General features: G+C 55.7%; 14 protein-coding genes and 1 tRNA gene. 13 read left to right on the forward strand and 2 right to left on the reverse strand.

Going from position 1 to position 15,348, the window contains the following annotated elements:
* The first annotated feature begins 29 nt into the window (after positions 1–29).
* Entirely contained in the window at positions 30–1,031 is a 1,002-nt protein-coding gene (locus tag HRU87_RS01780) for a TerC family protein (RefSeq protein ID WP_173493255.1), read from the forward strand.
* On the opposite strand, the gene HRU87_RS01785 is transcribed toward HRU87_RS01780, so the two are convergent.
* Positions 1,012–2,166 (reverse strand): MFS transporter, encoded by a 1,155-nt coding sequence (locus HRU87_RS01785; protein ID WP_173493256.1) that lies wholly within the window; start codon positions 2,164–2,166, stop codon positions 1,012–1,014. The two genes, HRU87_RS01780 and HRU87_RS01785, sit on opposite strands and share 20 nt — an antisense overlap.
* 7 nt (positions 2,167–2,173) lie before the next feature.
* On the reverse strand, positions 2,174–3,640 hold the full coding sequence (locus HRU87_RS01790) for a dolichyl-phosphate-mannose--protein mannosyltransferase (RefSeq protein WP_173493257.1): 1,467 nt from the start codon (positions 3,638–3,640) through the stop codon (positions 2,174–2,176).
* 23 nt (positions 3,641–3,663) lie between these two features.
* Between HRU87_RS01790 and rsmI the strand changes: the two genes are divergently transcribed.
* The 12 genes from rsmI (at position 3,664) to pth (ending at position 15,344) form a co-directional block, all read left to right on the forward strand.
* Positions 3,664–4,482: a 16S rRNA (cytidine(1402)-2'-O)-methyltransferase gene (gene rsmI / locus HRU87_RS01795; protein WP_173493258.1), complete on the forward strand. Its 819-nt coding sequence runs from the start codon at positions 3,664–3,666 to the stop codon at positions 4,480–4,482.
* Positions 4,483–4,492: 10 nt separating this feature from the next.
* Positions 4,493–6,061 (forward strand): methionine--tRNA ligase, encoded by a 1,569-nt coding sequence (gene metG / locus HRU87_RS01800; protein WP_173493259.1) that lies wholly within the window; start codon positions 4,493–4,495, stop codon positions 6,059–6,061.
* Complete coding sequence (locus HRU87_RS01805; RefSeq protein ID WP_173493260.1) at positions 6,058–6,951, forward strand: TatD family hydrolase; 894 nt, start codon at positions 6,058–6,060, stop codon at positions 6,949–6,951. Before metG ends, HRU87_RS01805 begins: the two co-directional genes overlap by 4 nt.
* Before the next feature lie 2 nt (positions 6,952–6,953).
* Positions 6,954–7,772: a 16S rRNA (adenine(1518)-N(6)/adenine(1519)-N(6))-dimethyltransferase RsmA gene (gene rsmA / locus HRU87_RS01810; RefSeq protein ID WP_173493261.1), complete on the forward strand. Its 819-nt coding sequence runs from the start codon at positions 6,954–6,956 to the stop codon at positions 7,770–7,772.
* Entirely contained in the window at positions 7,769–8,626 is an 858-nt protein-coding gene (gene ispE / locus HRU87_RS01815) for a 4-(cytidine 5'-diphospho)-2-C-methyl-D-erythritol kinase (protein ID WP_173493262.1), read from the forward strand. Before rsmA ends, ispE begins: the two co-directional genes overlap by 4 nt.
* Positions 8,626–10,407: an ABC-F family ATP-binding cassette domain-containing protein gene (locus HRU87_RS01820; protein WP_173493263.1), complete on the forward strand. Its 1,782-nt coding sequence runs from the start codon at positions 8,626–8,628 to the stop codon at positions 10,405–10,407. The genes ispE and HRU87_RS01820 overlap by 1 nt, the downstream gene beginning before the upstream one ends.
* Before the next feature lie 42 nt (positions 10,408–10,449).
* Positions 10,450–10,524: transfer RNA gene (locus HRU87_RS01825), tRNA-Gln, on the forward strand.
* A 19-nt stretch (positions 10,525–10,543) separates the two neighbouring features.
* Positions 10,544–11,965 (forward strand): bifunctional UDP-N-acetylglucosamine diphosphorylase/glucosamine-1-phosphate N-acetyltransferase GlmU, encoded by a 1,422-nt coding sequence (glmU, locus tag HRU87_RS01830; protein ID WP_173493264.1) that lies wholly within the window; start codon positions 10,544–10,546, stop codon positions 11,963–11,965.
* Positions 11,955–12,929 (forward strand): ribose-phosphate diphosphokinase, encoded by a 975-nt coding sequence (locus HRU87_RS01835; RefSeq protein ID WP_173493265.1) that lies wholly within the window; start codon positions 11,955–11,957, stop codon positions 12,927–12,929. Before glmU ends, HRU87_RS01835 begins: the two co-directional genes overlap by 11 nt.
* A gap of 9 nt (positions 12,930–12,938) precedes the next feature.
* A complete protein-coding gene (locus HRU87_RS01840; protein ID WP_173493266.1) occupies positions 12,939–14,138 on the forward strand; it encodes an APC family permease in 1,200 nt (399 codons plus the stop codon).
* A gap of 86 nt (positions 14,139–14,224) precedes the next feature.
* On the forward strand, positions 14,225–14,812 hold the full coding sequence (locus HRU87_RS01845) for a 50S ribosomal protein L25/general stress protein Ctc (RefSeq protein WP_173493267.1): 588 nt from the start codon (positions 14,225–14,227) through the stop codon (positions 14,810–14,812).
* A complete protein-coding gene (gene pth / locus HRU87_RS01850) occupies positions 14,781–15,344 on the forward strand; it encodes an aminoacyl-tRNA hydrolase (RefSeq protein WP_173494222.1) in 564 nt (187 codons plus the stop codon). The genes HRU87_RS01845 and pth overlap by 32 nt, the downstream gene beginning before the upstream one ends.
* Positions 15,345–15,348: the final 4 nt, after the last annotated feature.

Genomic DNA, 15,348 nt, shown 5'->3' on the forward strand with positions numbered 1-15,348 from the left:
TCCGCTGGGTCGGATAGCGAACGGGAAAAATGCAAGTAGAGCTCTGGGTCTGGATCACAACAATCGCAGTTTTGGTCGCAATCCTGCTGGCTGATTTTATTGTTCAGCTGAAGAGGCCACACGAGCCCAGTTTCAAAGAGTCCGGCATCCAGGTGAGCATTTACATCACGCTGGCCCTGCTCTTCACGTTCTTGGTCGGTGGTGTCTGGGGTCCGCAGTATGCGGCTGAGTACATCGCCGGCTGGGTTACCGAATACAGCCTCTCGGTGGACAACATCTTTGTATTCCTAATCATCTTCACTCAGTTCGCGGTGCCAAAGCAGCTTCGCTCTCAGGTGCTGCTGATCGGAATCGCAATTGCACTTGCCCTGAGATTCGTCTTCATTGTCCTCGGTGCCGCATTTATTGAGCGCTTCAGCTGGGCCTTCTATGTCTTCGGTGCTTTCTTGATCTTCACTGCCGTGAAGCTTGTGATTGAAACCTTCCATGAGGGTGAGGAGGATCGCAACGAGTCTGGCGGAATCACTAAGCTCATCTCCAAGCTAATCCCAACCACACCCGATTACCACGACAATCGCTACCGAGTGAAGCTCGATGGCAAGTGGGTTTACACGCCGCTGCTACTGGTGATGATTTCGATTGGCTTCACCGACCTGCTGTTTGCGCTGGACTCAATCCCGGCGGTCTATGGACTAACCAATGAGCCCTACATCGTTTTCGTAGCCAACGCCTTCGCGCTGCTGGGACTTCGCCAGCTCTACTTCCTGCTCGGCGGTTTGATGGAGCGACTGAAGTACCTGTCGGTGGGCTTGAGCATCATTTTGGCCTGGATTGGTCTGAAGCTGGTTATCCATGCCCTGCACAAAAACGAGCTGCCATTTATCAATGGCGGGCAGCACGTTGAGATCATCCCTGAGATCTCAACTGAGCTTTCGCTGGCAGTCATTTTGATCACCCTTGCCATCACGACCATCTGGTCGCTGGCAGTGACAAGAGACGATGGCAAGAAAACTAAGAAGGCTGCTCACTAGTTCTGATCACCAGAACGGCTGCCACAATGGTGAAAAAGCCAAACACCACAGAAACCAGCAGAGCGGCGAATGGTCCAACCGAGTCGATAGCAACCCCTGCTAAAGCACTGCCGGCTGAGAATCCAACCAACTGACCGGTTGTGGTCCACCCGTAGGCTTCAACAGTTTCGCTACCCGAGGTTCCCGTTGCGATCATCAGGGAGAGTAGTCCAAGGGTTGGTGCAACTCCCAGACCGGCAAAGAACAAGCTGAAGCCGACCCAAATGGGGTCGGCGGGTGCGAACAGAATCGCGCTGTAGCCGACCAGACTGATAATCAAAAACACGACCAGGGCCCACTTGCCCTTGACTCTCGGGGCGATGAATAGGCCGCCAAAAATAGAACCCAGCGAGAACAGCGCGAACATAACACCGGCTAACGCCTTATCGAAAAGCGCGACTGCTCCAACCTCGACTCCAGCGAAGGAACCCACAAAGAGCAGCCCCAGCACCGTGACGGCCAGTACCTTGCCGTTGCGCAGGGCCTTGCCAAGCTTTGAATTAGTTCTTGGAATCTTCGCTCTTCCAACCGCTCCGTTGGCTAAAAACCAAGCGGTTCCCGCAAGCTGGATCACACCAACCGTAATGAGCATCGCCACGTTTCCAAAACTTGCTGCCACCAAAGTCGCAACAAGTGGACCCAGTACCCAGATGATTTCCTGTGCGGTGGCATCCAGCGAATAAAGCGCCGGCATGAGCTGCTTCGGTGTTACCTGGGGGTAGATGGATCTGGCAGCCGGTTGAATTGGCGGGGAAAACAGCCCCACCAAAAAGGCAATGAAGACCAGCAAGACCGGCACCGGAGGCACCAGTGCCAGGGCGATTAGAGATGACACCGTCACCAGGGTGCTCAGACCGATAACTCTTCTGATGCCAAAAACCGCCATGTATCGAGCGAGCAGTGGACCGGAAATACTTGCGCCAATCGTTTCAGCACCGAGTGCGATTCCGGCAATCGCGTAGCTGCCGGTAACGGCTTGGATGTGAATGACGAACGCCAGTGAGAGCATGCCAAAGGGGAAACGGGCAAACAGCTGAGAGATCAGCACCCCGATAGCCTCGGGCGCAGCCCTAAGGCTTCTGATACCTACTGCCAACTAACACCTAAATCCAAAACGGGAACCACATCTGTATTCGCCACCACCAGTAGGGGACGGGGATTCCCATCCACAGTGTGGCGAAAAAGAGCGCTAGTCCCAACGCTACCAGCACAAAGATTGCTATTGCCCGCTCGCGCTGAGGCCGCCGGAACTGAGTAATTCCTACCCGCCAGAATCGATGCAGCGCATAAACCAGGGCCAGCACCAGAAACGGTGAGATAACCACCGCATAGAACTGGAAAGTGGTTCTACCGAGGTAGGCCAACCATGGTGCCCAGCCTGCCAAAAAGCCAACCGCAATCATCCCGGCACCAAGCTCGAAGCGCCTGAGAAAGTGCAGCATCAACCAGAACACAGCCAGCACGCCGCCCCACCAGATAAGTGGGTTGGGCATGGCAGTAATTGCAATTGAGCAACTGTCCAAGACTCCGCAGGGCTCACCCTCAAAGCTCTCGTAATAAAAGGCAGTGGGCCTTCCGGAGATTAACCACTGCAGGGCGTTGGCCTGGTAAGGGTGTTCGGAATTCAGGCCGGTGTGGAAAGAGTAGGCGTTCTGGTGGTAGGCCCAGAGTGCGCTGAGCCAATCGGGTTCGGCGCTCCTGCCCCAGCCGCCCTCGCTCAGAATCCACCCGCTCCAACTGGCCACATAGGTGGCAAGACCAGCAGCGATCATGGTTACGGCATTCACACTGGCTTGGGCAAATGCTGGCCACACTTTGACACCAAGTCTCTGGCGCTGGCCTAAGTCGGCGACAAAGCTCCAGAGGCCAAAGGCTGCCAAAAAGTAAATTCCTGACCACTTGACCCCGGATGCCAGCCCCAGTGAAATCGCGCTGAGCAGTAACCAGGGCCTCGGGGCTATTAGCCAACCGCGGGCTCCCAGGGCTAGTTGGGTCACTCGGTGCTGCCAGCTTTGCTGATCTCGTACAAAAAAGTAAAAGGCCATAAGGACGAAGAAGGCCAACATGCCATCAAGGATTGCTGTTCTGGAGAGCACCACGGCGTGACCCTCGATGGCCAGGAACAAACCGGCCATCAGGGCGAAGACTCGGTTTCCAATTAACCGATTGGCGACTGCAATTAAAAGCGGAATGGCCAAGGTTCCAAGCAGTGCCGTAGAGAAGCGCCAGCCAAAACTATCGGTCACCCCAAAGAGCTGAATGCCAAACCAAATCAGCCACTTGCCAACCGGGGGGTGCACCACGTACGAACCCTCATCTAAAAAGACATCTGGCTGACCGGCCTCAAAGCTCAGGTTGGCATCATCCGGCCACTGCTTCTCGTGGCCGAACTGCCCCAGGGTGTAGGCATCTTTGACGTAGTAGGTCTCGTCAAACACCAAAGTGCTGGGAGTTGCCAGATCGATAAACCTGAACAGGGCACCGAGTGCGGTTATCAATAGCGATGCGAGCCAGTAAAAGTTTTTGTGTGAGGATGCTCGGTTCACCCACTGAACAAGCCCGCTAATCACCCTTAGATGCTAGTTTGCATAGCGTGTTGATTCTTGCTGCAACTCCCATCGGTAATCTTTCTGACGCTTCACTGCGACTTCGCCAAACCCTGGAGCAGGCCGAGCACATCGCAGCCGAAGACACCAGAACTCTGAAGCAGTTAGCCTCAGCGCTGGGCATCAAACTGCACGCCAGGCTTTACAGCCTTCACGAGCATTCTGACCAGAACCGGACCGATCAGCTCACCGCGCTCGCCCAAGCTCATGATCTGGTTGTGGTGAGTGATGCTGGTATGCCGACCATCTCAGATCCGGGTTACCAACTGGTTCGCGACTGTGCTGCACTGGACATCGAAATAGTTGTCATTCCAGGCCCATCGGCTGTGATATCGGCGCTCGCGGTCTCGGGTTTGCCAACTGATCGGTTTAGCTTCGAGGGCTTTTTGCCCCGCAAGCAGGGGGAGCGCTTGAAGGCATTCCAGGAACTGGCTCAGGAATCTCGGACCATGGTGTTCTTTGAGGCACCTCACCGCATTTTGGATTCACTCGAGGATGCCGCCAGTGTTTTTGGTGAGGGCAGGCCGGCAACAGTATCCCGTGAGCTCACCAAGAAATTTGAGCACACCGAGCGCGGGACATTGGCAGACCTAATCAGCTGGGCTAAGACCGAACCCAAGGGAGAGATGGTTTTGGTAATTGCGGGAGCGGGACCAAAGACCTACTCCCTGGCAGATCTGGGGGCCCAGGCTCTCGAGCTGCAGGCCGAGGGCATGGGTTTGAGCAAGGCCTGCGCTCAACTAGCTAGCGCCACCGGGGTGTCAAAGAGTGCAATCTACGCTGAGGCTTTGGCCCGCAAAGCCTAAGATATCAAGGGTGTCGAAGTCCTTTTATGTAACCACCCCCATCTTCTATGTCAACGATGCGCCTCACATTGGCCACGCCTACACCGAGGTGGCCTCCGATGTGCTGACCCGTTGGCACAGAGCAAGGGGAGAGACTTCGTTTTTGCTCACCGGAACCGATGAGCACGGTGAGAAGGTGCTGCGCACGGCCCTGGGAAACAACTCAGACCCAAAGAGCTGGACTGACAAGTTGGTCAACGAGTCCTGGTTGCCGCTTCTTGAAACGATTGACATCGACAACCAAGACTTCATCAGAACCACTGAGCCGCGTCACGAAAAGGCAGTCCAGCAATTTCTGCAAAAGCTTTATGACACCGGGTTTATCTACCAGGGTTCGTTCCAGGGTAACTACTGCGTTGGCTGTGAGGAATACAAAAACGAGTCTGACCTGATTGCCGGAACTGGTGATTTTGCTGGCGTTCCGGTCTGCGCCATCCACTCAAAGCCGGTCGAGCAGCTGAACGAAACCAACTACTTCTTCAAGCTCAGTGAGTTCCAGCAGCGTCTACTGGACCACTACGAGCAGAACCCAACCTTCATTCAACCTGAGTCAGCCAAAAACGAAGTGGTTTCATTTGTTCGCTCCGGCTTGAGTGACTTGTCAATTTCTCGTTCGAAGGAGCGGTTTGACTGGGGGATTGACATCCCTTGGGATGATTCTCACATCACCTATGTCTGGTTCGATGCGCTCTTGAACTACATAACGGCAATCGGTTACGGCTCAGACGAGCAGAAGCTAGCCTCGCTCTGGCCAGCGGATGTCCAGGTTGTTGGTAAAGACATCCTTCGCTTCCACGCTGTGATTTGGCCAGCGATGCTGATGGCCGCAGGACTTCCTCCTGCCAAGCAGGTCTTCGGTCACGGCTGGCTCTTGGTCGGTGGCGAAAAGATGTCGAAGTCAAAGCTCACCGGAATCGCACCGAATCAAATTACCGACATCTTCGGATCCGATGCCTTCCGCTACTACTTCATGAAGGCAATCGGATTCGGCTCTGACGGATCTTTCAGCTGGGAGGACCTCAGCGCCCGTTACAACGCAGAGCTGGCAAACGGGTTCGGCAATTTGGCCTCGCGTTCGATTGCCATGATCAATAAGTACTTTGACGGTTTCGTTCCGTCTCCGGGTGAGTACTCAGAGAGTGACCTTCGGGTTCAGGGAGTTGCCGCAGCTGCGATTACAGAGTCAAACGCTGCGCTAGATCGGGTTGCGATTCACGAAGCCATAGCCAAGGTCTGGACCCTGGTGGATGAGCTCAACGGCTACATCACCGAGCAAGCGCCTTGGGTTTTAGCAAAGGAGGAGGCTAACCGCGAGCGCCTTGCCACCGTGCTCTACACCTGCGCCGAGGGCCTGAGGCTCTTGGCCATCTTGCTCTCACCAGTTATGCCAAAAGCAACTCAAAAGCTCTGGGCTGCCATCGGATTGGACCTTGGTCCACTCAGTGAACAGCGGATTCAGGATGGCAGCTGGGGACTGCTGCCAAGTGGCACCAAGCTCGCAGAATTAGACGTGCTGTTCCCTCGCGTCGAGGAACAATGAGCGAACCGATTCGCACCCGTAAGTCTTATGACGGCGTAGCTGGCCGGCCGGCAAACTACCCGGAGCTACCTCAGCCACTCGAGGTTGGAACCTACGACAATCACACCCACCTAGAGATTGCCGATGGGGATCAACCCATGAGTGTTGCCGATCACATGGAGGCCATGCGGGCAGTCAACATGCTGGGGGCAGTGCAGGTTGGGGTAACACTCGAGAGCTCAATCTGGTCCGCAGAAGTTGCGAGCAAAGAGCCCATGTTGCTGGCAGCCGTTGCGCTACATCCGAATGAGGCACCGCTGTATTCGACTAGGGCCGAGCTTGATGAAGCCATTGCCGGGATAGCTCAGTTGGCAAAAGGCCCAAGGGTAAGGGCGATTGGTGAAACTGGCCTAGATTTCTTCCGCACGCAAGGCGATGAGCAACTTGAGGCTCAGCTTTACTCCTTTGAGCAGCACATTCAAATTGCCAAGGAAAACGACATCGCACTGATGATTCACGATCGCGAGGCCCACTCCGAGGTGGTTGCAACCCTGAGGCGGCTGGGGGCTCCAGAGCGAACAGTGTTTCACTGTTACTCGGGTGATGTTGAGCTGGCTCAGATGTGCCAGGAGAACGGTTGGTATCTGTCGTTTGCCGGCAACATCACCTTCAAAAAGAATCAACACCTCAGAGACTCGTTATTGGCAGTGTCGCCTGAGCTTCTCATGATTGAAACCGATGCTCCGTTTCTAACTCCGGAACCGATGCGGGGTCGACCCAATGCCCCGTATTTGGTCCCTCACACCCTGCGATTTATCGCTGAATTGCTCGGTTGGGATGAGGTCCGCACGGCGGAGCAATTGAATCAGAACACTGAGCGGGTTTACGGCCTCTGGTCGGAAGGTCTCTGAAGATGCTTGGAGCCGCTGAAATTAGGCAGCTTGCCGAAAAGCTGGATATCCGTCCGACTAAAAAACTGGGTCAGAACTTCGTTATTGACCCAAACACCATTCATCGAATTGTTGCAGCGGCCAACCTTGTCAGCGATGACCTGGTGGTTGAGATTGGGCCCGGACTTGGTTCGCTAACTCTGGGTATTTTGGCGGCGGTTCCAAGGGTCATTGCAGTTGAGATCGATGAGCGGTTGGCAAATGAGCTTCCGGAGACAATAAAAAGACATGCCCCCGAAGCGAAGCTCGATTTGGTGCTGGCTGATGCCCTGAGGGTCACCGAATTGCCTGGTGAGCCAACCGGACTGGTTGCCAACCTCCCCTACAACATCTCTGTCCCGGTGCTGCTTCATTTCCTCGAGCAGTTTCACTCCATAAACAAGGGTCTAGTGATGGTCCAGGCTGAGGTTGCCCATCGCCTCGCGGCCGCCCCGGGCAGCAAGGAGTATGGCGTCCCTTCGCTCAAGATGGCCTGGTATGGACCGGCTCGACTGGCGGGGAATATAGGCAGAAACATTTTCTGGCCGGTTCCGGGAGTCGACAGCGCTCTGGTGTTTTTTGAGAGAACTGCCCAACGCGACCAGTCTCTAAAGGCGCAGACCTTTGAGGCAATCGACCAGGCATTCCTGCAGCGGCGTAAAACGCTACGCCAGGCGCTATCGGGTTGGGCGGGTTCGCCCGCGGCGGCTGAGCAAATTTTGATTTCAGCCGGTGTCGACCCGCAGGCCCGCGGGGAAGCGCTGAACATCGAGCAGTTCATTGCGATTGCGAGTAGCAAGTGACCAGCGCCACGGCTCAGGGGAAAATAAACCTTTACTTCCAGGTCGGTCCAAGGCTAGAAAACGGTTACCACGAGGTGCTTTCGCTCTACCAGGCGGTTGCGCTTACCGAGACCGTCACCGTGACACCCAGCTCGAGCTGGAGTGTCAACACAACCTCGGATCTTCTGGACACCTCGGGCGCCCCAACCGATCAGAGCAACCTTGTGGTCAGGGCAGCTCTAGCGCTGGCCCAGCAGGCAGGAATCAAAAATCCGCAGCCGATGCACTTTGAGGTTGAGAAGCAAATTCCTGTGGCTGGCGGAATGGCGGGAGGATCGGCTGATGCGGCAGCTTCCCTAGTTGCCATCAACGAGGCGTGGTGTCTTGGCACAGATTTCCCTCAGCTGATGGCCGTCGCGGCTAGCTTGGGGGCTGACGTCCCCTTTGCGCTGATGGGTGGGACCGCCATTGGAACCGGCACCGGTGTAAAGCTCAGCAAGCAGCCTGACCTTGATCCACTTCACCTGGTCCTCTTGCTAAACCCCAAACCGCTCTCCACCGCGGCGGTGTTTGAAAGATTTGACGCCCTAGGGCTTGGGGAAAAAATCAATGAGGACCTTTCATTAGCTGAGTTGGTTTCTCAACTGGGTCACAATTCCCTTAGCCCAGCTGCATTTTCGCTGATGCCTGAGCTAAAAGAGCTGGCTGAAAAAGACTTTGGTTTTGGGAAAGCCTGGCTTTCCGGATCCGGACCAACCCTCTGGTACCGCTGCGAAACTCAGAGCGATGCTGAGAAAGCGGCAGATGAACTGAGGGCGCTTGGCCACAGTGCAATTTCGACCTCAACGTCAAATATGGGCAGCAGGTTGGTTTAGTGGCACACCTTCTTGGAGCAGAGCAGATTGAGCTTGAGTTCCCAACCAAACAGGTCTTTGACTCGGTCACGGTTGGGGTGAACGAAGGCGATCGCATCGGCATCGTTGGTCGCAACGGCGATGGCAAGTCCACTCTGCTCAAGATCCTCTCTAAGCAACTGGCCCCAGATGCTGGCCGCGTTACCTGGCGTGGTTCATTGAGCGTTGGTTACCTAACCCAAGTGGACAAGATTGCCAATCATCTTTCTGTGGGGCAAGCGGTGGTTGGTGAGGGGCCTGAGTATCAGTGGGCGTCAGACCCAAAGATCCGAGATGTCCTCACTGGGCTGCTGTCCGATGTTGACTGGGAGCAGCAGGTCGGATCACTCTCCGGAGGTCAGCGCCGAAGGGTTGCGCTAGCGGCCCTTTTGGCCTCCGACCACGAGGTCATCATGCTTGACGAGCCAACCAACCACTTGGACGTGGACGGCGTGAATTGGTTGGCAAATCACCTGCAAAACCGCTGGAGCAAATCTGCCGGCGGGCTTTTGGTGGTTACTCACGACCGCTGGTTCCTGGATGCGGTGTGCAATCTCACCTGGGAGGTCTACGGGGGCAAAATTGAACCGTTTGAGGGTGGATATGCCGCATACGTCCAGCAGCGTGCGGAGCGAGACCGCCAATCTCAAGTAATTGAAGCCCGTAGGCAAAACCTGCTTCGCAAGGAGTTGGCCTGGCTCGGTCGAGGTGCTCCTGCCAGGACTGCGAAACCAAAGTTTCGCATCGATGCGGCATTGAATCTGATTGCGAATGAACCACCACCTCGGGATACCCTCGAACTCACCAAGCTTGCGACCACACGCCTGGGCAAAGACGTGGTTGACATTGAAGATGTCAGCTACGCGACCCCGGACGGCAACAAAATTCTCAGCAATATCACCTGGCGGCTGGGCCCAGGCGATCGGGTCGGAATAGTCGGTGCCAATGGAGCAGGTAAAACAACTTTGCTGGGGTTGTTGACCGGAAGATTGCAGCCCACCCAAGGTCGCATCAAAGTTGGCAAGACCGTGAAGTTTGCCACCCTGAGTCAAGATATCCGCGAGCTGGATGAGTTCGCTGACGAGCGAATTTTCTCCATGATCAAGCGGGAAAAAACCAGCTTTACGGTCGGTAAGAAGGAGATCGGAACCGGCCAGTTGGTCGAGCAGCTGGGGTTTGATTCACCCCAGCTCCAAACTCCAATTGGCGAGCTCTCAGGGGGCCAAAGGCGAAGGTTTCAGCTGCTAAGACTTTTGTTCACGGAGCCAAACGTTCTGATTCTTGATGAGCCGACCAATGACCTGGACACCGATATGCTCACCGCCATGGAGGATCTGCTCGACACTTGGCCGGGGACTCTGATTGTGGTGAGCCACGACCGCTACCTGCTCGAGCGAGTTACAGACCAGCAGTACGCTCTGCTCGGCGATGGAAAACTCAGGCACCTGACTCGTGGTGTTGATCAATACATTGAGCTTCGCAAGGCTCAGACCAGAGAACCTGAGATATCAAAACCTGCCGTGCAAACCTCGAGTATTTCGGGAGCTGAGCGGCGAAACCTCGAGAAGGAATCGGGCAGGCTCGAAAGAGCCATCGCCAAGGGAACTTCGGAGCTGACGCAGTTGAACGAGGCCATAGCAACTGCCGATCAGGCCGATTACCAATTACTGGGGGAGTTGGCACTGAGGCAGCAGCAGCTCACGCAGCAGATTGCAGAATTTGAAACACAGTGGCTAGAGACTTTGGAGAAACTGCAGTCCTAGTCAAAGTATCTGGCAGACTTGTCGCCGAGGTAAAAGCCTCGTTCCGCTCTGGTGTAACGGCAGCACGGCGCCCTTTGGAGGCGTCCGGTCTAGGTTCGAATCCTAGGGGCGGAGCCACCAAATTATTGGGAGGGTCATGCGTCAGCTGGCAGTTGTAGTGCTCGCAGCCGGAGAAGGCACGCGCATGAAAAGCTCAACCCCCAAGGTGCTGCACGAGATGGCTGGGCTGCCGCTGATTGGCCATGTTTTAGCCACCGCTCACTCACTACGGGCAGATCACGTGGTTGCCGTTCTGAGGCATGAGCTCGAGAGAATTGAGCAGTACGTCAGCAGCTTCTACCCCAGCACTCTGATTGCCGCCCAGGATGAGGTTCCCGGAACCGGTAGAGCCACCGAGGCAGCCCTTTCGGTTTTGCCTGCGGATTTTGCCGGCGATGTGGTTGTGCTCTCCGGTGATGTTCCGCTGTTGGATGTGCAGAGTATTGAGCAACTTCTGGAAATACACCGTGAGAATCAAAATTCTGGAACGCTGATCTCGGCGATGCTTGAAGACCCAACCGGTTACGGCAGGATCGTTCGCTCTCGAGAGAGCTTTGTCGGGATCGTGGAGCAGAAGGACGCCTCCGAGGCGGAACTTAGGATCCAAGAGGTGAACGCCGGGGTTTACATCTTTGACCACGCTCACCTGCGGAATGCTCTGGAGAGGGTCACCACAGAGAATGCCCAGCGGGAGAAATACCTCACGGACGTAGCCGCCCTAATGCTCGAGCAGGGTCAGCAGGTCAGTGCTCACCCGATCAACGACAACTGGTTGGTGGCTGGAGTGAACGACAGGCACCAGCTTCAAAATGTTGCCAGCGAACTGAATTCCAGAATTATCAGAGCGTGGCAACTAGCCGGTGTGACCGTCGTTGAGCCGCAGAGCACCTGGATTGACGTCACCGTGCAGCTGGCAAGAGATGTCACCATTCTTCCCAGCACGAGGCTAAAGGGCTTCACCTCGGTTGGGGCGGGCTCTGTGATTGGTCCCGATACCGATCTGACCGATGTCCGCGTTGGGTCTGGGGTAACCATCTCGAGAACCCAAGGATCTGCTTCAGAAATTGAAGACGGTGCGAGCGTTGGACCTTTTGCTTACCTCAGGCCCGGCACCTCACTGGGAGCCGACGGCAAGATCGGAACCTTCGTGGAGACCAAGAATGCGAAAATCGCCGCTGGTGCGAAGGTTCCTCATCTTTCCTATGTCGGAGATGCCGAAATCGGTGAGGGTAGCAACATTGGTGCGGGGACCATTTTTGCCAACTACGACGGGGTAAATAAGAACCGAACCGTAATCGGCAAGCAGGCGAGAACCGGCAGCGGAAACGTATTTGTTGCTCCAATCACCATTGGAGACGGTGCCTACACGGCAGCGGGTTCCACAATCCGGCGAGACGTCGAGCCTGGAGCGTTAGCATTGTCCGTAACACCTCAAAAGAATCTCGCGGGCTGGGTTCTGGACAAGCGTCCAGGATCGAAATCAGCGGAAGCAGCACAAAGGAGCAGCGATGCCAGTTGAAAAGTCAGCAAGCAAACAGCTAGTCATCGCCTCCGGAAGAGCGCATCAGCCACTCGCTCAAGAAGTTGCCGAGATCCTAAACACCGAACTGGTTCCGGTCACGGCCTATGACTTTGCCAACGGCGAGACCTTTGTCCGCTACGAACGAAGTGTTCGCGGTGTGGATGCCTTCATCATTCAGGCTCACCCAGCTCCAATCAACCACTGGCTCATGGAGCAGCTTTTGATGGTTGATGCGATGAAGCGCGCGAGCGCAAAGCGGATCACAGTTGTTGCCCCATTTTTTCCATACGCTCGCCAGGACAAGAAGCACAAGGGTCGCGAGCCGATCTCGGCTCGCTTGGTTACGGATCTTTTCAAAGCTGCTGGCGCCACCAGAATCATGTCGGTAGACCTGCACACCCCTCAAATTCAAGGCTTCTTTGACGGTCCGGTAGATCACCTCTGGGCACTTCCGCTTTTGGCAGACCACATTGCCGAGACCTTTGGAACCGACAACCTAACGGTCGTCTCTCCAGATTCAGGTCGAGTTCGAGTAGCAGATATCTGGGCTGACCGGCTGGGAACACCACTGGCAATCGTTCACAAGCGCCGCGATCCAGACCGCCCAAACCAGGTTCAGGTCAATGAGATTGTTGGCGAGGTATCCGGCCGCGACTGCATTTTGGTTGACGACATGATTGACACCGGCGGCACCATCTTGGCTGCTGCCAAAGCCCTGAAGGCAAATGGTGCCAAGCGTGTGATTGTTGCCGCGACCCATGGCGTTTTCTCCCACCCGGCAGTCGAGCGACTGAGTGATCCGGTTATTGACTCGGTTGTGGTTACCAATACCCTGCCGATCACCCCGGACAAGGAATTTGCAACTCTGACCGTGCTCTCAATCGCCCCGCTGATCGCCAAGGCTATCGCCGCAGTGTTCTACGACGATTCGGTTAACTCGCTGTTTCCTGGCCACGCCTAATCTAAGGGTGTGAGTAAAAAACTCTCCACCAGCTCGGCCGTCTATATCGGCCTTGCCTCAATGCTTGGCGCTGGAGTGTTTGTGGTCTTTGGACCGGCGGCTAGTTTTGCAGGTTCACTGCTTCCACTAGCGGTATTGATTGCTGGATTTGTTGCCTACCTAAACGCGGGTTCAATCGCTCAGTTGGCGGCCGTGGTGCCTAGATCCGGGGGTGCCTACTCCTATGCCCGCCACTACATTTCCCCAGCAGTTGGCTTTGCCGCCGGAGCCGCTTTTCTGATTGGAAAATTAGGTTCTGTGGCTGCAATTGCCCTCACCTTCGCCACATACCTTGCTCCCGGATTCGAGGTGGTGGTTGCTGTGCTGGGCATAATCGCCATGACTCTAATCAACATCATGGGCATCAATCGAACCGCCCTGGGGGCGAAAATCCTGGCCAGCACAACAATCGGGTTCTTGGTCCTCGTGATGTTCACGTCGCTTTTTGCCTGGTCGGTTTTCATGCCGCCGGCTCCCGGTGACGGCTTTGGGGTGCTAACTGCAGCTTCACTGTTTTTCTTTGCCTTCGCGGGCTATGCCCGAGTGGCGACACTTGGTGGAGAGGTTGAGGACCCAACCAGAAACATTCCCCGGGCAATCGCCATTTCCCTCGGAATTGTTCTGGCGATTTACCTGCTGCTATCGGTGATGCTGGTTAAGAGGCTTGGAACCGAACTGGCTTTTACACTTACTCCTCTGGCTGATATTTCTCCGCTTCCGGGCCCATTTGCCTCGGTGTTTGCAGCTGTCGCAGCGCTCGGGTCACTGCTGGCATTGATTGCTGGAATGAGCAGGACCGCAGCCACTATGGCTCAGGACGGCGAGCTGCCAGCCTTATTTGCCAGGCTCAACTCAAAGGGCACGCCATATCTTGCGGAGTGGGCAATAGCCCTGGCAGCCTCCGCGCTGGTGCTGACTGAGAGCGTCGCATTCGTAATCGGTTTTAGCTCTTTTGCGGTTCTCACCTACTACGCAATTGCCAACTGGGCTGGCTATGTTCAACCGCGCGGCGAGACCAAGCGTCCGAAGTTTTTGAACCTTCTGGGGCTTGCACTCTGCTTGATTCTGTTGATCTCAGTTCCGCTGAGCGCACTGCTTGCCGGATCTTGCGTGCTTGCCCTGGTGCTGGCGTTGCGCTGGGGCTTGGCAAAGCTTGGCCGAACCAGCTAGGCTCTTCCTACAACAGCGGCGAGGGACCAAAGGTCCGTAATCGACGGGGTGCCTTTTCCTCGCTGCGAGAATCATTTGAGGAAAAGATGTCTGAAATCAAAATCGTCGCCACCGAGCGCAACAGCTTTGGCAAGGGCGCGGCCCGCAAGCTCCGCGCAGCAGGCCACACCCCAGCCGTAATCTACGGCCACGGAAATGCCACCCGCCACATCACCGTCCCAGCTCACGAGATGGCTCTAGCACTTCGCCACAAGAACGCCCTTCTCGAGCTGACTCTGAACGGCAAGGCCGAGTTGGTTCTAGTGAAGAGCGCCGCCAAGGACCCAGTCACCCAGATCATCGAGCACATCGACCTGGTTGAGGTAGTCAAGGGTGAGCAGGTTCACGTTGAGGTTCCAGTTCACATCGTTGGCGAGCCTATGGGCGGAACTGTGGTTGACCTGGAGCACAAGACTGTGAAGCTTGAGGCCGAGGCAACTCACATTCCGGACTTCGTAGAGCTGCACATTTCCAAGGATGCAGCTGCCGGTCACCACTACGTTGCCAAGGACATCACCCTGCCAAAGGGTGTCACCATGGACCTCGCAGCCGACGAGCTAGTAGCCTCGGTTGTAGAGACCAAGGCAGGTGCAGCGGGTGAAGATGCTACTGAAGCTGGCGCAGCCGCAAAGTAACAATTCTTGGTTGGTGGTTGGGCTCGGTAACCCCGGGCCCAGCTATCAGTCAAATCGCCACAACGTCGGCCAGCAGGTCCTGGATGTTTTGGCCAGCCGAATCGGCGTAAATTTCAAAAGCCATAAAACCATCGCGCTCTGCGCTGAGGGTAGGTTGAGCCCCGGGGCTCCCAAGGTAATCCTTGCCAAATCCACGGGATACATGAATCTCTCTGGCGCTCCAGTGAGCGCTCTGATGAAGTACTACTCCGTACCAATCGAACGTGTGATTGTGGTTCACGATGAGCTCGACATTCCATTTGGCGATATCCGTACCAAGCTCTCCGGCGGTCACGCCGGTCACAACGGGCTCAGGGACATCATCTCAAAGTGCTCGGCTGAATTTCACAGGATTCGCTTTGGAATCGGCCGGCCACCGGGTCGCCAAGAAGTAGCGGATTTTGTGTTGGAAGATTTTGGCTCATCAGAGCGCAAGGAGCTTCCGGTGCTGCTGGAGCTTGCGGCGGACCAGGTTGAGAACCTTGTCGCCTAGAATC

The organism is Aquiluna borgnonia (assembly GCF_013283855.1).
Taxonomy (GTDB): Bacteria; Actinomycetota; Actinomycetes; order Actinomycetales; family Microbacteriaceae; genus Aquiluna; species Aquiluna borgnonia.

What these genes read in the sequence shown, in the direction of transcription:
- pth (WP_173494222.1), top strand. Translation starts at nt 14,781, where the DNA reads ATGCTACTGAAGCTGGCGCAGCCGCAAAGTAACAATTCTTGGTTGGTG.
- glmU (WP_173493264.1), top strand. Translation starts at nt 10,544, where the DNA reads ATGCGTCAGCTGGCAGTTGTAGTGCTCGCAGCCGGAGAAGGCACGCGC.
- rsmA (WP_173493261.1), top strand. Translation starts at nt 6,954, where the DNA reads ATGCTTGGAGCCGCTGAAATTAGGCAGCTTGCCGAAAAGCTGGATATC.
- HRU87_RS01780 (WP_173493255.1), top strand. Translation starts at nt 30, where the DNA reads ATGCAAGTAGAGCTCTGGGTCTGGATCACAACAATCGCAGTTTTGGTC.
- HRU87_RS01845 (WP_173493267.1), top strand. Translation starts at nt 14,225, where the DNA reads ATGTCTGAAATCAAAATCGTCGCCACCGAGCGCAACAGCTTTGGCAAG.
- HRU87_RS01835 (WP_173493265.1), top strand. Translation starts at nt 11,955, where the DNA reads ATGCCAGTTGAAAAGTCAGCAAGCAAACAGCTAGTCATCGCCTCCGGA.
- HRU87_RS01805 (WP_173493260.1), top strand. Translation starts at nt 6,058, where the DNA reads ATGAGCGAACCGATTCGCACCCGTAAGTCTTATGACGGCGTAGCTGGC.